Below are 21,390 nucleotides of genomic sequence, written 5' to 3' on the forward strand. Positions count from 1 at the left end.
CCAGGGCCAGCAGACCGCTGAACTGAAGCTGCACCCGGAACATCTGGGTCAGGTGAACATCACGCTGAAGCTGGATGACAACCAGGCGCAGCTGCAGATGGTATCACCGCACAGCCACGTCCGCGCCGCGCTGGAAGCCGCGCTGCCGGTACTGCGCACCCAACTGGCCGATAACGGTATTCAGCTCGCGCAGAGCAACATCAGCGGCGACGGCTTTGCCGGTCAGCAGCAGCAGTCCTCCGCCTTCGGCCAGCAGCCATCTCACCGTTCCGCTGAAGGCGGCGCATTTAATGCCGATGATGAAGAGGCGTTAAACGTTCCGGCCTCGTTGCAGTCGGCCTCGCGCGGCAATGGCGTCGTCGACATCTTCGCCTAACGCCAGAGGTAGCATGATAATCCCCGTCTTTTCCACGCTTTGACCAGCACCTAAGACGGGATAATCATCCGATAAGCTGTACCGAAACAGCGATACCGAAAACAGGAAAGCCGTATCAGATGACAGACTCCGCGATCACAAAGAAAAGCAAGCGTTCAATCTGGATCCCGCTGCTGGTGCTGGTGACGCTCGCCGCCTGCGCCACCGCGGGTTACAGCTACTGGCGCATGCAGCAACAGCCTTCCGCCAGTGCGCCAAAAGAAGCGCCGCCGCCACCTGCCCCGGTATTCTGGGCGCTGGACACGTTCACGGTAAACCTGGGCGACGCCGATCGCGTGCTGTATATCGGCATTACGCTGCGTCTTAAGGATGAAGCCACCCGGACACGTCTTAACGAGTATCTGCCGGAAGTCCGCAGCCGCCTGCTGCTGCTGTTCTCCCGTCAGGACGCCGCGCAGCTGGCGACCGATACCGGAAAACAAAAGCTGGTGGACGCCATTAAAGCCACGCTGGCGCCGCCGCTGGTGACAGGTCAACCTGGCCAACAGGTGACTGACGTTCTGTACACAGCTTTCATTTTGCGGTAATTCCATGGGCGACAGTATTCTTTCTCAGGCCGAAATCGACGCCCTGCTCAACGGCGACAGCGAGCAGAGCGACGAACCTCAGGCGGGTGCCGGCGGCGACACCGACATTCGTCCGTACGATCCTAATACCCAGCGTCGGGTGGTGCGTGAGCGCCTGCAGGCGCTGGAGATTATCAATGAGCGTTTCGCGCGCCAGTTCCGTATGGGGCTGTTTAACCTGCTGCGACGCAGCCCGGATATCACCGTCGGCGCTATCCGTATTCAGCCGTACCATGAGTTTGCCCGTAACCTTCCGGTGCCGACCAACCTTAACCTTATCCACCTGAAGCCGCTGCGCGGTACCGGACTGTTCGTGTTTTCACCGAGCCTGGTGTTTATTGCCGTGGATAACCTGTTTGGCGGCGACGGTCGCTTTCCGACCAAAGTGGAAGGCCGCGAATTTACCCATACCGAGCAGCGCGTCATCAACCGCATGCTGAAGCTGGCGCTGGAAGCCTATAGCGACGCCTGGAAAGCAATTAACCCGCTGGAAGTGGAGTATGTCCGTTCCGAGATGCAGGTGAAGTTTACTAACATCACCACCTCGCCCAACGACATTGTGGTCAATACGCCCTTCCACGTCGAAATTGGCAACCTGACCGGCGAGTTCAACATCTGCCTGCCGTTCAGCATGATTGAACCCCTGCGTGAAGTGCTGGTGAACCCACCGCTGGAAAACTCCCGCAGCGAAGACCAGAACTGGCGCGAAAACCTGGTACGCCAGGTCCAGCACTCTGAGCTTGAGCTGGTGGCAAACTTTGCCGATATCTCCCTGCGCCTGTCGCAGATCCTGAAGCTACAGCCCGGCGATGTGTTACCGATTGATAAACCGGATCGCATTATTGCCCACGTGGATGGCGTACCGGTGTTGACCAGCCAGTATGGCACCCTGAACGGTCAATACGCACTGCGCGTAGAGCATCTAATCAACCCGATTTTGAACTCGCTGAATGAGGAACAGCCCAAATGAGTGATATGAATAATCCGTCCGATGAAAACGGAGCGATGGACGATCTGTGGGCTGAGGCGTTAAACGAACAGAAAACGACTGGCAGCAAAAGCGCCGCCGAGGCGGTCTTCCAGCAACTGGGCGGCGGCGACGTCAGCGGTACGCTGCAGGATATCGATTTAATCATGGATATTCCGGTCAAGCTGACCGTTGAACTTGGCCGCACGCGGATGACCATCAAAGAGCTGCTGCGCCTGACACAGGGTTCCGTGGTTTCGCTTGACGGTCTCGCGGGCGAACCGCTGGACATTCTGATTAACGGCTACCTGATAGCCCAGGGCGAAGTCGTGGTGGTCGCCGATAAATACGGCGTGCGCATCACCGATATCATTACGCCGTCCGAACGTATGCGTCGCCTGAGCCGCTAACATGAAAACGCAGACAGCCGTCGTCCAACCGACGCCAATGCCGGGTTCGCCGCTGCTGGACGTCAGCGGCGCGCTGCTGGGCGTGATTCTGCTGATCTTCGCCGCCGCCTGGCTTGCCAAACGTTTTGGTCTGGGCGGCGTAAAACCTGCGGGAACGCGCGGTCTGAAGGTCAGCGCCAGTACCGCGATCGGCCAGCGTGAGCGGGTGGTGATTGTTGACGTTGAAGATGCTCGCCTGGTGCTTGGGGTGACCGCAAGCCAGGTGTCTCTCCTGCACACGTTGCCGCCAGCGCCTGCGGAAACCGAGGCGCCACACGCGCCCGTCCCTGACTTTACGTCCCTGATGAAATCCGTTATCAAGCGTTCCGGGAGATCCTGATGCGCCGTTTGTTTTCCCTTTCGCTTGTTGCCCTGCTGCTGCTGTCGCCCGCCGCGTTCGCCCAGTTGCCGGGCCTGGTCAGCCAGCCGCTGCCGGGCGGCGGCCAGAGCTGGTCGCTGCCGGTGCAGACGCTGGTGTTCATCACCTCGCTGACCTTCCTGCCAGCCATTTTGCTGATGATGACCAGCTTCACCCGCATCATCATCGTGTTTGGCCTGCTGCGCAGCGCGCTGGGGACAGCCTCCGCGCCGCCCAACCAGGTACTGCTGGGACTGGCGCTGTTTTTGACCTTTTTTATTATGTCGCCGGTTATCGATAAAATTTATACCGATGCTTACCAGCCGTTTAACGACAATAAAATCACCCTCGAACAGGCCATCGACAAAGGGGCGCAGCCGCTGCGTGAGTTTATGCTGCGCCAGACCCGCGAGGCCGATCTCGCGCTGTTCGCCCGCTTATCCCACAGCGAACCGATTCAGGGGCCGGAAGCCGTACCCATGCGCATCCTGCTGCCCGCTTACGTGACCAGCGAGCTAAAAACCGCATTCCAGATTGGCTTTACTATCTTCATCCCGTTTTTGATTATCGACCTGGTTATCGCCAGCGTACTGATGGCGTTGGGGATGATGATGGTGCCTCCGGCAACCATTGCGCTGCCCTTTAAGCTTATGCTCTTTGTGCTGGTGGACGGCTGGCAGCTGCTGGTCGGTTCGCTGGCGCAGAGCTTTTACAGTTAAGGAACCGCGCAATGACGCCTGAATCGGTCATGATGCTGGGCACCGAGGCGATGAAAGTCGCCCTTGCCCTCGCCGCCCCTCTGCTGCTGGTCGCACTGATAACCGGTCTTATCATCAGCATCCTGCAGGCCGCAACGCAGATTAACGAAATGACGCTGTCGTTCATTCCGAAGATTATCGCCGTGTTCGTGGCCATTATTATCGCCGGGCCATGGATGCTGAATATGCTGCTCGATTACGTGCGCACGCTGTTCAGCAATTTGCCCTATATCATCGGATAAGCGCCGATGCTGCACCTCACCAGCGATCAATGGCTGCACTGGCTGAGCCTCTATTTTTGGCCGCTGCTTCGCGTGTTAGCGCTGGTCTCCACTGCGCCTGTCCTCAGTGAAAAAACGGTACCGAAGCGGGTGAAGCTCGGCCTTGGTTTTATCATTACCGTGATTATCGCCCCCACGCTGCCGCCAACCGACGTCACGCTGTTTTCCCCCAATGCGCTGTGGCTGGCGATACAGCAGATCCTCATCGGTATCGCCCTGGGCTTTACCATGCAGTTGGCGTTTGCGGCGGTACGCACCGCAGGCGAAATCATCGGCCTGCAGATGGGGCTCTCGTTTGCCACCTTCGTGGACCCCGGCAGCAACCTGAATATGCCGGTGTTGGCCCGCATTATGGATATGCTGGCGATGCTGTTGTTTCTGGTCTTTAATGGCCACCTGTGGCTCATCTCCATGCTGGTGGACACCTTCCACACTCTGCCGGTCGGCGGCTTACCGCTGAACGGCAACGCGTTCCTTGCCCTGTCGCGCGCAGGCGGGCTTATCTTTCTCAACGGGCTGATGCTGGCGCTGCCGGTTATCACCCTGCTGCTGACCATCAACCTGGCGCTGGGCATGCTTAACCGCATGGCGCCGCAGCTGTCGATTTTCGTTATTGGCTTCCCGATCACCCTCACCGTCGGCCTTATTTTGATGGCGGCGCTGATGCCGCTTATTGCACCGTTTTGCGAGCATTTATTCAGCGAGATATTCGATCTTTTAGCGGATATTATCAGCGAGTTGCCGAAAGTCGCTTCTCCTTAATACTTGCAGTGTTAATCTAAGGAAATTCCCAAAATAAGAATCGAAAAACATTTACCAGGATATATCTGGCGCGGACTAATTGTTTTTATGCACTTCACATTACATAACATTCACTTTACTTTGAGAAGATTCCTGGCAAATTATACATAACTTTACTGGATAGTTATGGACGCTTGATTGTTAGTTCTTGATAAATTTATTTTTGGATTTCCTGTTAATCGAGGGTTATCGGACAAGAGCTAATTATCGTTACGCATTGAGTGAGGGTATGCCATGTCAACGATTATTATGGATATATGCAGTTACACCCGGCTAGGATTAACCGGGTACCTGACAAGCCGGGGGATAAAAAAGCGTGATATCGGTGATGTCGACAGTGTGAGCGGGCTGGAGAACGCCTGCGAAACTCAGCATCCGTCTGTTGTGTTCATTAATGAAGACTGCTTTATCCACGACGCACAGAGCAGTCAGCATATCAAGCAGATCATTAATCAACATCCCAGGACACTGTTTATTGTATTTATGGCGATAGCGAACATCCATTTTGATGAGTATTTGCTGGTTAGGAAAAATCTGTTAATTAGCTCAAAATCGATTACCCCGCAATCACTGGACGATCTGCTAGCTGATTATCTGCAAAAAGAGAGCGACAACGTCAGCAACATTAACATCCCGACGTTGTCGTTAAGTCGCACGGAATCCAGCATGCTGCGGATGTGGATGTCTGGACAGGACACGATTCAAATATCCGACCAGATGAATATTAAGGCAAAGACGGTATCATCACATAAAGGTAATATTAAAAAGAAGATAAAAACTCATAATAAGCAAGTCATATATCATGTTGTGCGTCTGACGGATAATGTGACGACCGGTATTTACGTGAACATGCGCTGACGAGCAAGCACACTGGCAAAATGACATTGCCAGTGTGCATAAATGTTATTCGATTTTTTCGACAAAGATTCCGTCGGGGTGCCCTTTCTCATTAAAGAACCAGATGCCCATCGGATAATCTTCCAGCGACACCAGATACATCGTCCCTTCATTGAACTGTTCTATCGCCAGCACGACGCCGGGGCGACGCGGTCCACCATCCGTTTTGACCGTTACACGATCGTTTACCTGCATACACCTGTCTCCTGTCTTTTACTTCAGCCAGTGTAGAACAAAAGCGCCAGCGTGACAGCGCCCTGTAAATCAACTGGATCTATACTTAAAAGGGTAACACAGAGAGGTACCACTGATGAAACCTGCCAAAGAGTACAGCGACACTGCCAAACGCGAGGTCAATGTCGATGTTGATGCCTTGCTGGCGGCGATAAATGAAATCAGCGAAAGCGAGGTCCGACGCGCAGGCGACGATCTGCAACATGTCAGCGTCGACGGTCGCGATTACCATACCTGGCGTGACCTGGCGGACGCGTTCGAACTGGATATTCACGACTTCAGCGTGTCGGAGATTGGCCGCTGATGACAAGAAAAAGCCCGGTCCATCAGGGCCGGGCAGAAACTTGCCGGAGCAAGAAGCACTTGTAAATTCGTTACACCAGAAAATCTGATGCGGGTAAGACAGTATCCGCAATTTTTTTGCATGACAAGAATTATTAGCCAAACTTATGGATAAATTCAGGGGGGTTGCCTGCTCATTGCCATTACGGTAAGAGAACCGCTCTTCGCCCCCTGTTTTTCACTCCGCTGGCGACGGATCGCTACAGCAAACGCGATTGCGCCCGCTCTGTTTCGCCAGATACAAACGTTTATCCGCCACCGACTGCAGAAACTCCACATCATACTGGCCGCTTTCATCGCTGCCGCTGACACCAAACGAGGCGCTGACAGGCAGCATAACGCCCTTGCCCAGCAACAACTCCCGGCTATTGATGCGCTCGCGGATACGCTCTGCGATAAGACGAGCCGCTTCTTTCGTCGCCCCGGGGAGCACAATGCAAAACTCTTCACCGCCCACGCGCCCGGCCAGGCCCGCGTTGCCGATTCGGCTACTGATAATTCCGGCGGTATGCACCAGTACCCGATCGCCTGCCTGATGGCCAAAGCGGTCGTTAATGTTTTTAAAATAGTCGAGATCCATTTGAATCACGGCGATGGGCTTCTGTTGCGCCCGACACGCCCGCATCGCCACATTTGCCCTGTCAAAAAGGGTACCGCGATTGAACAGGCGCGTCAGACCGTCGTACCACGCCTGCCACTGTAGCGACTTTTGCAGGGCCGTCATGTTATTGACCATCCGGTAGATAACCACCCAAGCCAGAATAAGCATGGACGTAAAGAGGATCCACAGCGCGCCCAGCGCCAGCGAAAGACTGCCGTATTCGCCGCGAAGACCTTCCTGCAGGTGATGCACGCGGATAAGCACGCCATCGAAATTTTGCAGCTTTTGCCAGCTGATATAGCGGGTGTCCAGACGCAGACCGCCGCGGGTATCCTGCTCAAACGCATGGGCAATCTGCGCTTTGTCCGGCTCTGTCAGCGATGTCGCGATCACGCCGTCGGTCAACAGCGAGGTTATCGGGTTCATCCGCAGATCGTACAGCCGGTATTCGCCCTCTTTTTCCCCCTCCGACGCCGTCGCCAGGTAGCGCTTAATTTGCGACAGCGAAAACTCCATCGCCAGTACACCGTACCAGTAATGCTCGTCATCCACCGGCAGAGAAACCACGACGCTTCGCACGTCGCTGTCCGGCGCATGGGGCTGCCAGAGAAAACCGCGGCCTGGGTTGTTGCGCTGCGTCTGGCTGGTAAACCATGGGCTGGTCACCAGCGCGTAGTACTGCTCTATGGTGTTGTTAAGGTCGGCTGGTGGTGGGTTTGTCAGAAAAAAGCCCCCACGCGAGACATACAGCACCCGCTGGGCGACATGTCTGACGGTCGCGGATAACCGCAGGAGGTAGCCGACCTCAAGCGTGGCCGTCAGCTCGTTGCTCAGTTTGGGATTATTACGCGACAGCAGCGCGGTTTGCGCGATGAAATCATCAGAGACGCCGTAAACGGGCAGCATCCGGCGGTTATCAAGGGAGATTGCCCACTGGGGTTGTTGGCGTTTTTGCACGAACGTCCCGACCGCATCGCGCAGCCCGCTAAAGGCCAGCGGCGTCTGTAACGCCTCCTGTATGCTGTTGCGGTAGAACGTCAGGCCGTCCAGGTTTGCCTGCAACTGCGCATCCATTTTATTGGCGACGTTTTCAAGGCTGTTGCGCTGGCTGGAGGTATACGCTTCCTCCAGCACCGCGACTTCACGCCAGGCCAGCTGCGTGGAGAAGACCAGCACCGCAGAAAAACACAGACTCACGACCCGGACGGGGTTATTGCGCAAACTGAGCGTATTTAGCCACCGGCGGCTATCCAGCTTCATCATAAAGACCATCCGCGGCATTGCCCACAGCCAGACGTTTTTTAATGGACGGCACCACGCACCCGCGATACCGCCTTCACCAGCGCCACCACGGCGGCGCCGATGATAAAACCAAGTATCAGGGTAAGCAGCGTCGGGAGCCACCACGACACCGCGGACCCGACAGCGACAGCCTCAATGGCATGGTGCAGCGCCGGTATCCCGTGTACCACGATCCCGCCGCCAACCAGAAACATCGCCAGCGTGCCGACAACCGACAGCACCTTCATCAACCAGGGCGCAATAAACAACAACCCCTTACCGACCGCCTGCGCCAGCGAGCTACGTTTTTCCACCAGCCAGTACCCCATGTCGTCGAGCTTGACGATCACGCCGACCAGACCGTAGACGCCAACGGTCACCAGGATAGCAATACCGGACAAAATGATAATCTGATTCACTAACGGCGCCGCCGCCACCACGCCAAGCGTAATGGCCACGATTTCCGCCGACAGGATAAAATCGGTACGGATAGCGCCTTTAATTTTATCGCGCTCAAACGCCGTGGGATCCTGGCTCGCCAACGCCTCAAGCCGCTGTTGACGCGCTTGCGGATCTTCCTGATGCTTGCGCGCCTGCAGGCTGTGCAGCACTTTTTCTACCCCTTCGAAGCACAGAAACGCCCCGCCCAGCATCAGCAACGGCGTAATCGCCCAGGGAATAAATGCGCTGATAAGCAGCGCCAGCGGAACAAGGATCACCTTATTCATAAAGGCGCCTTTCGCTACGCTCCAGACGACTGGCAGCTCCCGGTTGGCGCGCACACCGGAGACCTGCTGCGCATTGAGCGACAAGTCATCCCCCAGCACGCCCGCCGTTTTCTTTGCCGCCAGCTTCCCCATCACCGAGATATCATCCAACAGCGTGGCAATATCATCGAGAAGGGTTAAAAGACTACTTCCTGCCAAAATCGCATTCCTTACAAAAATTGTCGGTATACCACTGAGTATGCAATAAAACACAGCGCATGCCACAGCCACCGCATGTCAACTCAAATCGCGTTAAAGCCCCCAATTAAAGCACTCGCCAGACGGATAGTTTTACCGTTAACTATATGCGCCCTTTTTATTTTGCCATGAGGACGTATGCGCGTCAGACAATTGTTACCGCTCATTGGAGCGCTGTTTGCACTTTATATTATCTGGGGATCGACCTATTTCGCCATCAGCATTGGCGTAGCCAGTTGGCCGCCGATGATGATGGCGGGGGTCAGATTCCTCTCTGCGGGCATTTTGCTGATGGGCTTTTTGCTGCTGACCGGCCATAAGCTGCCAGCACGTCGACCGCTGCTGAACGCCTGCCTGATCGGGGTGCTGCTGCTGGCGGTGGGCAACGGTTTTGTGACGATCGCTGAGCACCAGCACGTTCCCTCGGGTATTGCGGCGGTGATGGTCGCGACTGTCCCGCTGTTTACGCTCTGCTTTAGCCGCGTCTTTGGCATTACCACCCGCAAGCTGGAGTGGCTAGGCATCGCCATCGGTCTGGCGGGAATTATTCTGCTCAACAGCGGCGGCAACCTCAGCGGCAACCCCTGGGGCGCGCTGCTGATATTAATCGGCTCCATCAGTTGGGCGTTTGGCTCGGTCTACGGCTCACGCATTGAACTGCCGACGGGCATGATGGCCGGGGCGGTCGAGATGCTGGCGGCTGGGGTCGTGTTGATGTGCGCTTCGCTGCTGTCCGGCGAGCGTCTGACGCAGTGGCCGACAATGTCGGGTTTTCTGGCGGTCGGCTACCTGGCGATTTTTGGCTCGCTGATTGCCATTAATGCCTATATGTTTCTGATTCGCAACGTCTCCCCGGCGGTTGCCACCAGCTACGCCTACGTCAATCCCGTCGTGGCGGTACTGCTCGGCACCAGTTTCGGCGGCGAATCGCTCTCCAGCGTCGAGTGGCTGGCGCTGGGCGTCATTATTTTCGCCGTGGTGCTGGTCACCCTGGGGAAAACGCTGTTCCCGGTCCGCGGGACGGCTAAGCCGTGCCCGTCTGAGGAGTAATTATTAACGGGGTAATGCCCTGAGTGTCGATCTGCGCGCTGGCGCCCTCGCCGCAGATCCACTCTTCCAGCCGTTCCGCTAACGCATCGTCCGACAGCTTAAGCCGCCCGCGCAGGGCGCACTCCCACACCACCAGCACCCGCCAGCCGTCGGCGGCAAGCGCGGCGATATCGCGGGCATCCCGCTGCGCGTTCTTACCTATTTTATCCAGCCAGAATTCGGTTCGCGTCGCCGGAACCTTAAAAAGATAGCAGTGATGGCGGTGCCAGAAACAGCCGTGGGTGAAGATAACGCAGCGGTAATCGGCCAGCGCAAAATCGGGACGACCCGGCAGGCTGGCCTCCTGTACGGTGAAAGAGAAACCGAGTCCGGTAAGCAGCGCCGCCAGCCGTTTTTCTATCGCGGTATCATGCGTGCCGATCGCCCGCATGTTTTTACTGCGCGTCGCCTTGTTATGAACGTCCGCCATGACGCTTCTCTCCGCCGCGCAGCGCGACAGCCTGCAGAATACGCGAGCGCAACAGCTTCGCCACCGCCGCAAACGCAGGCACAACCACCGAATTGCCAAACTGGCGATAGGCCTGGGTGTCGGAAACCGGAATCCGGAACTGATAGCCCTGCGGCGCTTCGAAGCCCATCAATCGCGCGCACTCGCGCGGCGTCAGCCGACGCGGACGACGCAGCTGATTGCCCGGATCGTCGAAATCCCGCTCGCCTAACGCTTTATCCCAACCGCGATCGACCAGAATCTCCGCGCCGTCTTTGTAGTAGCGCGCCGAGAGCGTACGAGCGACGCTGTCGGGGTTGGTGGGGTCGACGAGGCCATAACCAAACCCGTTCCCCCGGGCCTGATGTTTTTTCGCGTAACGATAAAGGTATTTCCACAGCACCGGCGTCAAAATAAATTTTGCATCGACGGTGGGTTCCAGCAGTTCGCCAAAGGTCGGCCGCCGCGACGGATAAAGTTCCGGCAGCGCGCGCAGGGAAAACCCCTGCTGCAGGTTCAGGTCCCGGCGAAAACCGACCAGCACGATACGTTCACGGTGCTGCGGCAAAAAGTGCCGACCGTCGATGATTTTCGGGTCGTCGGCCCCCATCTCGGCGGCGTCAGCCACATCATAGCCCAGGGCGTCGAGGGTTTGCATGATGATGCGGAACGTTTTGCCGCCGTCATGGCTTTTGAGGTTTTTGACATTCTCCAGCACGAAGATCGCCGGGCGGCAGGCATCAATAATGCGGGCAACGTCGAAAAACAACGTGCCCTGAGTGTCGCAGGCAAAGCCATGGGCGCGGCCAAGGGCGTTCTTTTTGGAAACACCCGCCAGCGAAAATGGCTGGCAGGGAAAGCCTGCCAGCAGCACGTCGTGCTGGGGGATGATCTTGCGGATGTGCTCCGCCGCTTCGCTGTCGGTCACGCCTGCCTGATGGCTCAGGGTGACGCTACGGATATCGTCATTAAACTGGTGGTCCTGCGGGCTGCAGTACCAGTTCGCTTGATACGTTCGCACCGCGTGCTTGTTCCATTCGCTGGTGAACACGCACTGCCCGCCAATGGCTTCAAACCCGTGGCGAATGCCGCCGATACCGGCAAAAAGATCGATAAAGCGGAATGCATAGTCCGGATGGTGCGCTGGCGGAGTCGGCAGCAGCGACTGCAAGTGAGCCAGTTCGTTTTCGCTTGCCCGGGTGACGATTTTACCGGTATCGACCGCACGTTTCAGAATCGCCGGGCTCCAGTGCTGCTCGCCGACGGCATTCAGCCACGCCACCAGGGTTTTAACGTCATAAATGCCCTGTAGCTGCGTGAGCAACGCCAGCGGCTCGGGCGTGGGTTGCTCGAACGTCTGCGAGGACTGTGTGGTACGAGAAGGGTTTTGCTGCATTTCAATAACCGGACCGGACAAATATTCCTGAGAGTACCATAAAAACATCCCGGTGCCTGTTCTCAGGGACAAAACCCCTGCAGCCGCTCACATCAGGGAGAAAAACGGCGGATCACCGCCTCGTCGAACTGCTGCGGCTCGCCCTTGAGCTCTGCGGAAATTTTCGCCATAAAGTCCACCAGATAGCGCGCATTATGCTCCGCCAGCGCCCTGCCCTTTTCCGTTTGCATGGTGTGCGGCAGGCGCAGCAGCTTGCACTGGAAGTGGTCGAGGGCGAAACGTTTATCATCCAGCTCGCGGCGGTCGGCGAAGGGATCGTCGCTGTCGAAAAGCGCGACGTTTAGCGCGCCAGCCACGGCAAATACGCGCGCCAGGCCAATTGCGCCGAGTGCTTCAAGGCGGTCGGCATCCTGGACAATCCTGGCTTCCAGGGTCTGCGCCGGGATCCCGGCACTGAAGCTGTGAGCCTCAATGGCATGGACCACCGCAGGATACGCCTGAACGGGAAAATCCGGGAAATCATCCTGCAAGATTGTCAGCGTTTTCTCTGCGGCCAGCCTTGAGGAGAGGTGCCGCTGTGGGTGATTTTTCGCCAGGCTGACGATATCGTGAAAATAACAGGCAGTAAGGATGACCAATCGGTCGGCCTCGCTCCCGTGAGCCAGCTTGCAGGCGGTCGCCCATACGCGGCGAAAGTGAGAGAGATCATGTGCAGCATCATCATTGGTGTGATGTTGCTGCATCCAGTGTTCAAAACGTTGCTGCCAGTTATCCAGTGTCATGCCGACGCCTTTCGTGTTTTTCCTGGCTCTGCAGCATAACCCATTTTTGTGTCATGCTCATGATGACTCCGGGGATCGCATCATTCACTCGTATTTCTTATTATTTTTACAAAAGTATTTATCCGTACTTTATTTTAGCATCATGGCGTGACAGTATCATCGGCGAATAAACCTTCTGTTATTTTATATTTCACTTGTTTCTTCCAAGGTTGTTTTCACCTGGCTCACGCCAGGTTTTTTTTGCATTCATCACCCTGAAACATTCATTATCACCCACCCATTCAAATAGCCTCTTATATTCATAAAGCAAACACTGCTATGCTATCCATGCATCATAAAAATCAATACAAATCAATCAGATGAATGACTCATCAAATCCAATAAGCCTGAAATATATATAATCAATTATGAAATAATTAGAAATATTTTAAATAATTTATTTACATTTATTTCTTAAATTAAAATGAACTTCACCGCTAGTATTCTGATGGTAGTTCGGATGGAATTACAAATATTCACAGTATCCATTACACAAAGGGAATATATAATGAAAAGAAAAGTACTGGCTATTATTGTGCCTGCACTGCTGGTTGCGGGCGCGGCAAATGCGGCGGAAATGTATAATAAAGACGGTAACAAAGTTGACCTGTACGGTAAGGTCGATGCCCGTCACACCTTCTCCGATCACCCTGGCGATGACGGCGATGAAACCTATGTGCAGATCGGCTTCAAGGGTGAAACACAGATCACCAGCGATTTGACCGGTTACGGTCAGTGGGAATACAAAACCTACGCTAACGATACTGAAAGCGCAGGTTCCAATTCCTTTAACCGCCTGGCATTCGCCGGTCTGAAGTATGCCAACTATGGCTCCTTCGACTACGGACGTAACTACGGTACCGTCTACGACATTGAAGGCTGGACCGATATGCTGCCGGTGTTCGGTGGTGATTCCTACACCTGGACCGACAACTTTATGGTGGGCCGTACCAACGGCGTGGCAACATACCGTAATACCGATTTCTTCGGCCTGGTTGACGGCTGGAACGTTGCGTTGCAGTACCAGGGCGCCAACGAAAGTGGTTCCAACAATCAGGAAGGCACCAAAAACGGACACGACAGCGTTCGCTTCCAGAACGGCGACGGCTTCAGTATGTCCACCACCTTCGACTTCAGTAGCGCCGTACCTGCCATGCAGGGCTTTAGCGTTGGTGCCGCTTACGCATCTTCCGATCGTACTAACGATCAGGTCCTTTCCCGCGGGGTTATCAATACCTACGGCAACGGTAAAAATGGCAGCGTAAGCGCTGGTGGCGATAAGGCCGATGTCTGGACTGTTGGCGCGAAATATGACGCCAACAACGTCTATCTGGCGATGATGTATGCAGAAACCCGCAATATGACTCCGTTCGGTGACAACGGTATTGCCAACAAAACGCAAAACTTTGAAGCCGTCGCGCAGTATCAGTTCGACTTTGGTCTGCGTCCGTCTCTGGCATGGGTCTATTCTAAAGGCGTTGATGTCGGCGTACACTACAACAGCAAGGGTTCCTACCTGACCGATCAGGATCTGGTGAACTACATTGATGTGGGTGCCTACTACTACTTCAACAAGAATTTCTCCACCTATGTGGATTACAAAATCAACATGCTGGATAACGATGCAAGCTTCTACGAAGCAAACGGCATCTCTACCGATGACGTTGTGGGTATTGGTTTGACCTACCAGTTCTAACGCTGTCGAGACCGAACCAGGGCCTGCCACGTGCGGGCCTTTTTTATTTTGTGGAGAAAAATATCCAGGCTCCCATGCACCATGGTATTCGCAGGTCAGAATTTATAACAACTTATATCAACGATGATATATTCTATATTAATGGCAGCGCAATATATATTATATTGCGATGTGTTTAATGAGTAGCCAAACCACAAAAACAGATTAATCTAAAAGCTATTTTTGTTAAATCACCAAGCTCCTCGTAATACTATGTATTGTCAGAGAAAATAATAAATCACTACGCAATATTGCGTATTTTATTTTTGTGGCCTAATGTTTACCAGGCAGGCAACAACACATGACGCCTTGCAATTACTATTTACAGCCAACCATATATCGAGGTTTGAGAATGTATCTTACATCTTATGCTTTAAATGCGTCCGCAGGCATCAAAAAAACTATTTCTGATGGCAGCAGAACTACGCTTGAAAAAGGAGATGCGGTAACGTTTAATCACTTACCTAATCAACCTGTAGCTATTGTTGTTTACAACAATACGGGTAATACAACTCCATTTAACGTTGTTTATAATAACCAGGTACCTGCTTCGTATAATGTCGATTCCGTACAGGCGCAGGGGTTCTCTTTAGGCCTGGCGTATCTGATTAACCCTGCAAACACGAATGCAAATGAAATTACCGTCTCGGTTCCAGACAATGCTCAGCAAAATGCGTCACTGGACGTCTATGCTGTTAGCTTGTTTTTACCTCTGAGTGGTATTCAGAATCAGGAAATCCCGTTGAATGGAAAGCCTGTTAGCTTTAATGGTTTTTCACGTGCCTATGCCACACCGCCGCTGGCATGGTATCAGCAGACCATTAACTCTAATAGCACGGGCTCTATTGGTCTGTACTTTACTAATGATACTATCCAGGTTATTGGCGTAAATCTTCCTAAACAAGCAGATACAGCGCTTAAGAATGTCGTTATTAATACACCGGACAGTGGAATGCCTTCTGAGAAAGTGACTTTTTCACTGGCATCAGGAAATGCGTTCATCTCTAATTTCTATGGAACATCAAGCCAGATTGTGTATTCTCCGGTGTCCTCGGCAAATACAACATCTAATGGCAGCATTGTGATCCAGAAAATATCGTAACAGGACATTCGAAAACGGATGGCCACTAAATCAAAACGCCTGGCGAAGTGATGCCGGGCGCTTTTGTATTGACCAGGAGAACATGAAAGAAACGTGGGGCACGTCGTGCGCTATGCGGCCATCTTCTGCTTACCTTATCAGTAATCAGTACGGCGAACGCCATTCCGGGCATTGAGGCTGGCTGGCTCCTTCCACAATCTGAAAGCGACGTCGATTTCTGAGTACGAAGGAAGCCCCCGTGGCAGCTTGTCTCCGGTCGCAAGACAAAAGGTTTACGCCAGGAAGGTCGGCCTCCGTCCATTCAATACCATTGATAAAGCGGGTGCTGAGGCGTTCAACAAAACCACGAATATCCCCCCGTCAGCCCTCTGAAAAGTGGTATGTTTTTTTATTTGAGATATCTCAACATCGGTCTATCATTAGTCTTATGTGATGAATATTAGTAATTTATTGTAGCTGTAAATGCTTATCACACGTTTTTGGGTCGGCTGGAAAACAAACATAACGATGTTTAATTGACGCCATTAACCGAGCAAAAAAGACAGATAACAATATGAAAATTTATAATTCACGCTATAGTAAGTTGATAAAGTTACTGGATTTTTTTACAGTCAATATTCTGTTTTTTACCTATTTAAAGTATTTCCACACAGTCCCCACCACGGCCAGCGCGCTTATCGGCATCATTTTCTCATTGGTCTTCATTCGTATTAATGAATACTTTCACCTGTACACCGTTAAATTGAAGGGTTGCTATTTAACCAAATCTATCGCTCTGATTTTAAGCGTCTTTCTGAGCAGTATTGTTTCGTTTTTATTTTTCGCGATTGCCGAAAAACTTATCAATAAGCAGCCAGTGGAGAGTTTGATCCTGCTTGCCGAGAGTCTGGCAACATGTTCGGCGTTTATATTTTTAATCGTATTCCTTGTTCGTGTAATCAGTTCTTATTATCTTTTAAATTCGACGTTACGCATTGCGATCCTCGGTATTACACCAGCGGGTCTGGCCATTAAAAACGCATTACAAAGAGAATATTCACAGCGTGGCTTCACCATCACCTTCTTTGAAGACCGCAACAATCATCGCGAAAGCTCGCTTATCGGCATCGAACGATCCGGTACCCGCAGCGATCTGCTGGCTTTAGCGAAAGCTGGCGAAATTGACGAAATTTATATTGCGCTGCCCATGGTCGCCCGGCAGCGCATTAAGCAGTTTCTGAACGAATTCTCGGACACGACCGTGGATGTGTTTCTGGTGCCGGATCTGTTCTCTTACAGCCCACATATTTCCCAGCTGCGCATGTTCGGTAACCTGCAAACCATCAGTATTTTCACCTCCCCGTTTGACGGTGAAGGCGCCATCATCAAGTACATTGAAGATATGATCCTCGGTTTCTTTTTTGCCCTGGTCAGCCTTCCGGTCATGCTCTTCGTGGCCATTGGCATCAAACTCACTTCGCCTGGACCTGTTCTGTTTAAACAGACCCGCTATGGCCTGAACGGCAAACAAATCGAGGTGTGGAAGTTCAGAACCATGCGAGTTATGGAGAACAGCACCGTCGTCACCCAGGCGACCCGCAACGATCCGCGAATCACCCGATTTGGTGCTTTTTTACGTAAAACCTCACTGGATGAGCTGCCACAGTTTTTCAACGTCCTTCAGGGGCGGATGTCGATTGTCGGCCCGCGCCCGCACGCGGTGGCCCATAACGAGCAGTACCGCGTACTGGTTGAGAACTACATGATTCGCCATAAGGTAAAGCCGGGAATAACCGGGCTGGCGCAAATCAGCGGTTTCCGTGGCGAAACCGATACGCTGGATAAAATGGAAAAGCGCGTTCAGCACGATCTGGACTATATCCAGTCGTGGTCGCTTTTCCTCGATCTTAAAATCATAATTTTGACCTTCTTACGGGGCTTTGTGGGTAAAAATGTATTCTAGGTTCGCTATCCTGGCGGGTCTTCTCTCTGTGCCTTACGCACATGCCGACCTCCAGGCAAAACCGCACACCGGTATTGCTGGCATCGATTTCGAGAGCCAGTTGGGCTATGACATGGGTTACAACGACAACGTGACCTGGCAGCACGATAGCCAGAATGCTATTGGTTCAAGCTACCAGAACATAAAGCCTGTCGTAAAAGCCATGGGCGAACGCCAGGATGACCGCTACTTGCTGATGTATTCCGGCGACTATCGTTACTATGCCAGCGATAGCGCGGATAATCGCAACAACCATTATTTCATGTTCGATGGCAACTGGCGTTACGGCAACATGCATGGATTGTCTCTTGACCTTGAGGAAACGCTGGGTCATGAAGAGCGTGGCCGCGATACAACCGAAGGCTTTTCGCCCGAACAGTTTGAAGAGTTTGGTATCGATAAACCTATCGGCATCCGCTTCTTCAACGGCGAGCTGCGCTACAGTTACGGTGCGCAAGAAGGCCGCGGCAAGGCTGAAGTCGCGCTACAGCATAGGCAGCTACGTTTTCGCGATCTCGACAGTATCAACGATGCCAGTAATGACTTCGGCTACTACATGCGCGATCAGGAGTGGCATGAAAATAGCCTGGTCGCAGAACTGTTCGATCAGAAGGCAGAAACGCTGCGTTACCGCTATAGTTTTATTACCAACCAGCGGCGTTATGAGCTTAATCAGCTTAAAGACAGCAATGAGTATTATCTGCTGTTCGGTATGAAAAACCGGCTGACGGGGAAAACGGAGATCAACGCCAACATTGCCTGGTTGTACAAAGAGTTTATCCATAACCCGAATTCGCAGGGTTTTAACGGCCTGAACTGGGATATTACTGCTGACTGGGCACCGCTCGAGCAGGTTAACGTTAACCTGCACAGCTCGCAGCGAATTAAAGACCCAACCGATTCCGGCGGATATATCCTGGTATCGACGTCAGGTATTGGCTATGAACATCACTGGGTGGTGGATCGTTTCTCAACCTTGATCGATTATTCCTATATTACCGAAGACTATAAGCATCAGAGTGATAAGCGCAAAGATACGTCAAATCTGCTGTCGCTGACTTTTAACTATGATTTTCGTCCATCCATTAACTTTAAGCTGAAGCTGCAATGGAACACCATGCACTCCAATAAAGATACGGATACTTTTTATATTGGCCCGGACTACACACAAGCAGTTGATCGCACCCTGGGCTACGATGATTCGGCCATTATTTTTATGACGCAGGTACAAATATGACCCTTTTAAACAGGAATCTGGCGATGCTTCCGCTGCTGGCGCTGCTGCTGGCGGGATGCACAACCCCGCAGCAGCCCATCAAAACACAGCCGAATACCGTTTACCTGCTGGACCATGGCGATGAAGTCAATATTAACGTCTCCGGCGAGCAGGATATGTCCATGCGGGTAAAAATCGATAACAGCGGCAACGTTGATTACCCGTTTATTGGTGTACTGCAACTTAAAGGCAAGACCCCTGAAGAGGTGAGTAAAGAAATTGCTGATAAGCTGCGTGGTAACTACCTGCAAAAACCGATGGTCACGGTGAGCATCGCTGAATACCGCAAAGTGTATCTGCTGGGTGAAGTGAAAAAACCGGATGGCTACGCCTGGGAGCCAGGCTTAACGGCGGAAAAAGCCATTGCGCTAGCGGGTGGTTTCACCGACCGCGCTGACCGTAAGGATATTCAAATTCGACAGTCTGGCAGCGGGCAGTTGCTGAACAACGTCGCCGCAGACTCCTCCGTTCAGGCTGGAGATACCATCATTATTGGCATGAGTTTCTTCTGATATGGCAATTTCATTGGTAGAAAACGGAAAAAAGAAAGAAGGCGTTATCGACTTCACGCCTTATTTCAACAAAATTAAGCACAAACTCATCTGGTGCCTGGTTGTGGTGATCGTTGCCGCCGTGGCGGCATTTATTTTGACTTGCTTAATATCCTCGAGCTATACGGCGACGGCAACCGTGCTATTTAAAGCGCAATCATCGGATATCTCTCCCCTGCCACGAGTGGATAATTACGACTCCACGCGCAGCGATTACTACGAAACCAAGTATGCATTAATGGGATCGCGAGTGGTGCTCGATGCCGCGGTGCGTAAATTAAAGCTGTATGAGGATCCCGAATTTAACGACGGCGATAGAATGGACGAAGCCGGGCGCATCGATAACGCAGTGCTGGCGCTGCAAAAGCAACTGACCATTTCCGGCGTGCGCTCCACCCAACTGGTTTCCGTTTCCGTGGAAGCCAAATCGGCGCAGAAAGCCGCCAATATCGCCAACGGTGTCGCCCAGGTCTTTATCGATTACAGTTTGCAGCAGAAGAAAAACACCTTGCTTCAGGCGCAAAGCTCGAACGAAAAAATGATGGACGAGCTGAAAAGCAAAATGGATCAGCAGAAGGCGGACATCGATACCTTCCTCAAGCAGAATGGGTTGCTGACCTTTCGCAGCGTGGATGGTTATGAAACCGAACGCATGGGGATCGCGATTAACCGTCTGGCCGATGCCACCCAGCGCCGCCTGAAAGCGCAGACTGAGTGGGACAAAGTCCGCCAGCAGCAGGGCAAACCGGTTGAGCAGATTATTTCTCTGCCAGAAATATCCGCTCATCCACAGATTCAGGATCTGCGCATCGCAATGATCCAGACACGCCGCGAACTTTCGGACGCGGCGAAGCACTATGGGCCGATGCATCCGAAGTATCTCCAGGCTCAGGCGCAGATGCAGGCGGTGAACGCCCAGCTTGGCCTGGTGTTGGGTGAGCTGACTAACGGCCTGCGCCAGCAGTATCAAATCGCGCTCGATGATGAGCAGCATTATCAGCAAATGCTCGACGAACAAAAAGCGGACTTCCAGGCGCTCGGCGCTAAGCGTGATCAGTACAACACCATGACTACCGCGCTAAACAAAACTGAGGAGCTCTATAAGTCTCTTTATCAGCGCGCCAATGAGCAAAAGCTGTCGGAAAATCTCTCGGTGCCGGATGAGGTGATTTACGATGCTGCTGTTCCTCCCGATCGCCCGTCAAAACCGCAGCGCGTCCTGCTTATCGTGATGATCCCCCTGATGGCGCTGGCGCTGTATATCATGTATCTGATCGTCGGCACTGCGCTTGACAAAACGGTGAATAGCCTCAGCGAGCTGAAAGCGAAAGCGGCTCTCGACGCCAGCAGTGAATTCCCGCAACTGCAGCATCTGGAAAGTGCGAAACAGATTTTCCACAACGTCCAGTATGCCGACATGATCCACAGTCTGCGCCTGGCGTTGCTTAACCCGCGCGATAAACCTGCGACCGTTCTGGTGACATCGGTACAACCCCAATTCGGCAGCTCGCTCATCGCCGAACTGCTGGCCAGATCTGCCAGCAAATCGCGTAAAACGCTGATTATCGATCTCGATTATCTGGCGGATAAGGGGTTATCAGCGACGTATCCGCAGCAGAAACAGGGCTTCAGCCAGTTGCTGAACGGCAATGCCACCGCGGAACAGGCGATCGTTAAGCTCGATGACCAGTTGGACTTTATCCCGCGCGGCGAGCTGCACGACTCCTCCCTGCTGTTGCTGACCTCTGAACGCTTACCCGCCCTGCTGGCGACGCTCCATCAGACGTACGATACGCTGGTCATCGATACCCCAGCCCTGAGCCAGGCACAGGATTGCCTGCTGCTGGCAGCGCAGAGCGACATTAGCCTGATGGTGGTGAAAGCCGGTGAGCAGGCCGCTCGGGTCCGTGAGGCAGAACAACGTCTGCAACGCGCCGGTACTGGCCGGGTGGTACTGTTGCTCAACCAGGTGAAAGAAGAAAACCTGGAAACGCAGGAAGGGAAACGTCTGCTCGATCGCGAAATGCACGAACTTATTTCACCGAAATAGCGATC

General features: G+C 53.2%; 23 protein-coding genes. 17 read left to right on the forward strand and 6 right to left on the reverse strand.

The annotated features are described in order from the left end of the window. The 9 genes from JO226_RS13635 to rcsA all read left to right on the forward strand — a co-directional run. Positions 1 to 376, forward strand: a 376-nt coding sequence (locus JO226_RS13635; RefSeq protein WP_293592996.1) for a flagellar hook-length control protein FliK, incomplete at its 5' end; no start/stop codon positions are given. A 119-nt stretch (positions 377 to 495) separates the two neighbouring features. Continuing rightward, the gene (gene fliL / locus JO226_RS13640; protein ID WP_293592998.1) at positions 496 to 963 is read left to right on the forward strand and encodes a flagellar basal body-associated protein FliL; all 468 of its coding nucleotides are present in this window, start codon (positions 496 to 498) and stop codon (positions 961 to 963) included. A gap of 4 nt (positions 964 to 967) precedes the next feature. Beyond that, the gene (gene fliM / locus JO226_RS13645; RefSeq protein ID WP_293593000.1) at positions 968 to 1,972 is read left to right on the forward strand and encodes a flagellar motor switch protein FliM; all 1,005 of its coding nucleotides are present in this window, start codon (positions 968 to 970) and stop codon (positions 1,970 to 1,972) included. Beyond that, complete coding sequence (fliN, locus tag JO226_RS13650; RefSeq protein ID WP_293593002.1) at positions 1,969 to 2,379, forward strand: flagellar motor switch protein FliN; 411 nt, start codon at positions 1,969 to 1,971, stop codon at positions 2,377 to 2,379. The genes fliM and fliN overlap by 4 nt, the downstream gene beginning before the upstream one ends. Position 2,380: 1 nt before the next feature. Continuing rightward, positions 2,381 to 2,758 (forward strand): flagellar biosynthetic protein FliO, encoded by a 378-nt coding sequence (fliO, locus tag JO226_RS13655; RefSeq protein ID WP_293593004.1) that lies wholly within the window; start codon positions 2,381 to 2,383, stop codon positions 2,756 to 2,758. Further along, entirely contained in the window at positions 2,758 to 3,495 is a 738-nt protein-coding gene (fliP, locus tag JO226_RS13660; protein WP_293593006.1) for a flagellar type III secretion system pore protein FliP, read from the forward strand. The genes fliO and fliP overlap by 1 nt, the downstream gene beginning before the upstream one ends. A gap of 11 nt (positions 3,496 to 3,506) precedes the next feature. Continuing rightward, the gene (gene fliQ / locus JO226_RS13665) at positions 3,507 to 3,776 is read left to right on the forward strand and encodes a flagellar biosynthesis protein FliQ (RefSeq protein ID WP_293593008.1); all 270 of its coding nucleotides are present in this window, start codon (positions 3,507 to 3,509) and stop codon (positions 3,774 to 3,776) included. 6 nt (positions 3,777 to 3,782) lie between these two features. After that, positions 3,783 to 4,577: a flagellar biosynthetic protein FliR gene (gene fliR, locus JO226_RS13670; protein WP_293593010.1), complete on the forward strand. Its 795-nt coding sequence runs from the start codon at positions 3,783 to 3,785 to the stop codon at positions 4,575 to 4,577. Between the two features lie 273 nt (positions 4,578 to 4,850). Continuing rightward, positions 4,851 to 5,474: a transcriptional regulator RcsA gene (gene rcsA / locus JO226_RS13675; protein ID WP_293593012.1), complete on the forward strand. Its 624-nt coding sequence runs from the start codon at positions 4,851 to 4,853 to the stop codon at positions 5,472 to 5,474. 45 nt (positions 5,475 to 5,519) lie between these two features. On the opposite strand, the gene dsrB is transcribed toward rcsA, so the two are convergent. After that, positions 5,520 to 5,708, reverse strand: a complete 189-nt coding sequence (gene dsrB, locus JO226_RS13680; RefSeq protein WP_293593014.1) for a protein DsrB — start codon at positions 5,706 to 5,708, stop codon at positions 5,520 to 5,522. 115 nt (positions 5,709 to 5,823) lie between these two features. Between dsrB and yodD the strand changes: the two genes are divergently transcribed. Continuing rightward, complete coding sequence (gene yodD / locus JO226_RS13685) at positions 5,824 to 6,051, forward strand: YodD family peroxide/acid resistance protein (RefSeq protein WP_293593016.1); 228 nt, start codon at positions 5,824 to 5,826, stop codon at positions 6,049 to 6,051. A 216-nt stretch (positions 6,052 to 6,267) separates the two neighbouring features. On the opposite strand, the gene dgcQ is transcribed toward yodD, so the two are convergent. After that, positions 6,268 to 7,962 carry a cellulose biosynthesis regulator diguanylate cyclase DgcQ gene (dgcQ, locus tag JO226_RS13690; RefSeq protein ID WP_293593050.1) on the reverse strand — a complete coding sequence of 565 codons (1,695 nt, stop codon included), beginning with the start codon at positions 7,960 to 7,962 and terminating at the stop codon, positions 6,268 to 6,270. A 29-nt stretch (positions 7,963 to 7,991) separates the two neighbouring features. Further along, a complete protein-coding gene (locus tag JO226_RS13695; RefSeq protein WP_293593018.1) occupies positions 7,992 to 8,897 on the reverse strand; it encodes a DUF808 family protein in 906 nt (301 codons plus the stop codon). Positions 8,898 to 9,074: 177 nt separating this feature from the next. Between JO226_RS13695 and yedA the strand changes: the two genes are divergently transcribed. Continuing rightward, positions 9,075 to 9,986 carry a drug/metabolite exporter YedA gene (yedA, locus tag JO226_RS13700; protein WP_293593020.1) on the forward strand — a complete coding sequence of 304 codons (912 nt, stop codon included), beginning with the start codon at positions 9,075 to 9,077 and terminating at the stop codon, positions 9,984 to 9,986. Here the strand turns inward: yedA and JO226_RS13705 are convergent. The 3 genes from JO226_RS13705 to JO226_RS13715 are packed head-to-tail and all read right to left on the reverse strand — an operon-like array spanning position 9,961 to position 12,651. Further along, positions 9,961 to 10,455, reverse strand: a complete 495-nt coding sequence (locus JO226_RS13705; RefSeq protein WP_293593021.1) for a very short patch repair endonuclease — start codon at positions 10,453 to 10,455, stop codon at positions 9,961 to 9,963. The two genes, yedA and JO226_RS13705, sit on opposite strands and share 26 nt — an antisense overlap. Next, the gene (locus JO226_RS13710) at positions 10,439 to 11,917 is read right to left on the reverse strand and encodes a DNA cytosine methyltransferase (protein WP_293593023.1); all 1,479 of its coding nucleotides are present in this window, start codon (positions 11,915 to 11,917) and stop codon (positions 10,439 to 10,441) included. The genes JO226_RS13705 and JO226_RS13710 overlap by 17 nt, the downstream gene beginning before the upstream one ends. Positions 11,918 to 11,961: 44 nt before the next feature. Then, positions 11,962 to 12,651, reverse strand: a complete 690-nt coding sequence (locus JO226_RS13715; protein WP_293593025.1) for a phosphohydrolase — start codon at positions 12,649 to 12,651, stop codon at positions 11,962 to 11,964. A 547-nt stretch (positions 12,652 to 13,198) separates the two neighbouring features. On the opposite strand from JO226_RS13715, the gene ompC reads away from it, so the two are divergent. The 6 genes from ompC (at position 13,199) to JO226_RS13745 (ending at position 21,385) form a co-directional block, all read left to right on the forward strand. Continuing rightward, entirely contained in the window at positions 13,199 to 14,386 is a 1,188-nt protein-coding gene (gene ompC, locus JO226_RS13720) for a porin OmpC (RefSeq protein WP_293593027.1), read from the forward strand. A 391-nt stretch (positions 14,387 to 14,777) separates the two neighbouring features. Further along, the gene (locus JO226_RS13725; protein ID WP_293593028.1) at positions 14,778 to 15,527 is read left to right on the forward strand and encodes a hypothetical protein; all 750 of its coding nucleotides are present in this window, start codon (positions 14,778 to 14,780) and stop codon (positions 15,525 to 15,527) included. A 553-nt stretch (positions 15,528 to 16,080) separates the two neighbouring features. Next, positions 16,081 to 17,469, forward strand: a complete 1,389-nt coding sequence (locus JO226_RS13730) for an undecaprenyl-phosphate glucose phosphotransferase (protein WP_293593029.1) — start codon at positions 16,081 to 16,083, stop codon at positions 17,467 to 17,469. Continuing rightward, entirely contained in the window at positions 17,459 to 18,745 is a 1,287-nt protein-coding gene (locus tag JO226_RS13735; protein WP_293593030.1) for an outer membrane beta-barrel protein, read from the forward strand. Before JO226_RS13730 ends, JO226_RS13735 begins: the two co-directional genes overlap by 11 nt. Continuing rightward, positions 18,742 to 19,296: a polysaccharide biosynthesis/export family protein gene (locus tag JO226_RS13740; RefSeq protein WP_293593031.1), complete on the forward strand. Its 555-nt coding sequence runs from the start codon at positions 18,742 to 18,744 to the stop codon at positions 19,294 to 19,296. The genes JO226_RS13735 and JO226_RS13740 overlap by 4 nt, the downstream gene beginning before the upstream one ends. Before the next feature lies 1 nt (position 19,297). Beyond that, positions 19,298 to 21,385: a polysaccharide biosynthesis tyrosine autokinase gene (locus JO226_RS13745; protein ID WP_293593032.1), complete on the forward strand. Its 2,088-nt coding sequence runs from the start codon at positions 19,298 to 19,300 to the stop codon at positions 21,383 to 21,385. Positions 21,386 to 21,390: the final 5 nt, after the last annotated feature.

Origin of the sequence: Pluralibacter sp. (genome assembly GCF_019237635.1) — a bacterium.
GTDB lineage: Bacteria > Pseudomonadota > Gammaproteobacteria > Enterobacterales > Enterobacteriaceae > Enterobacter_B.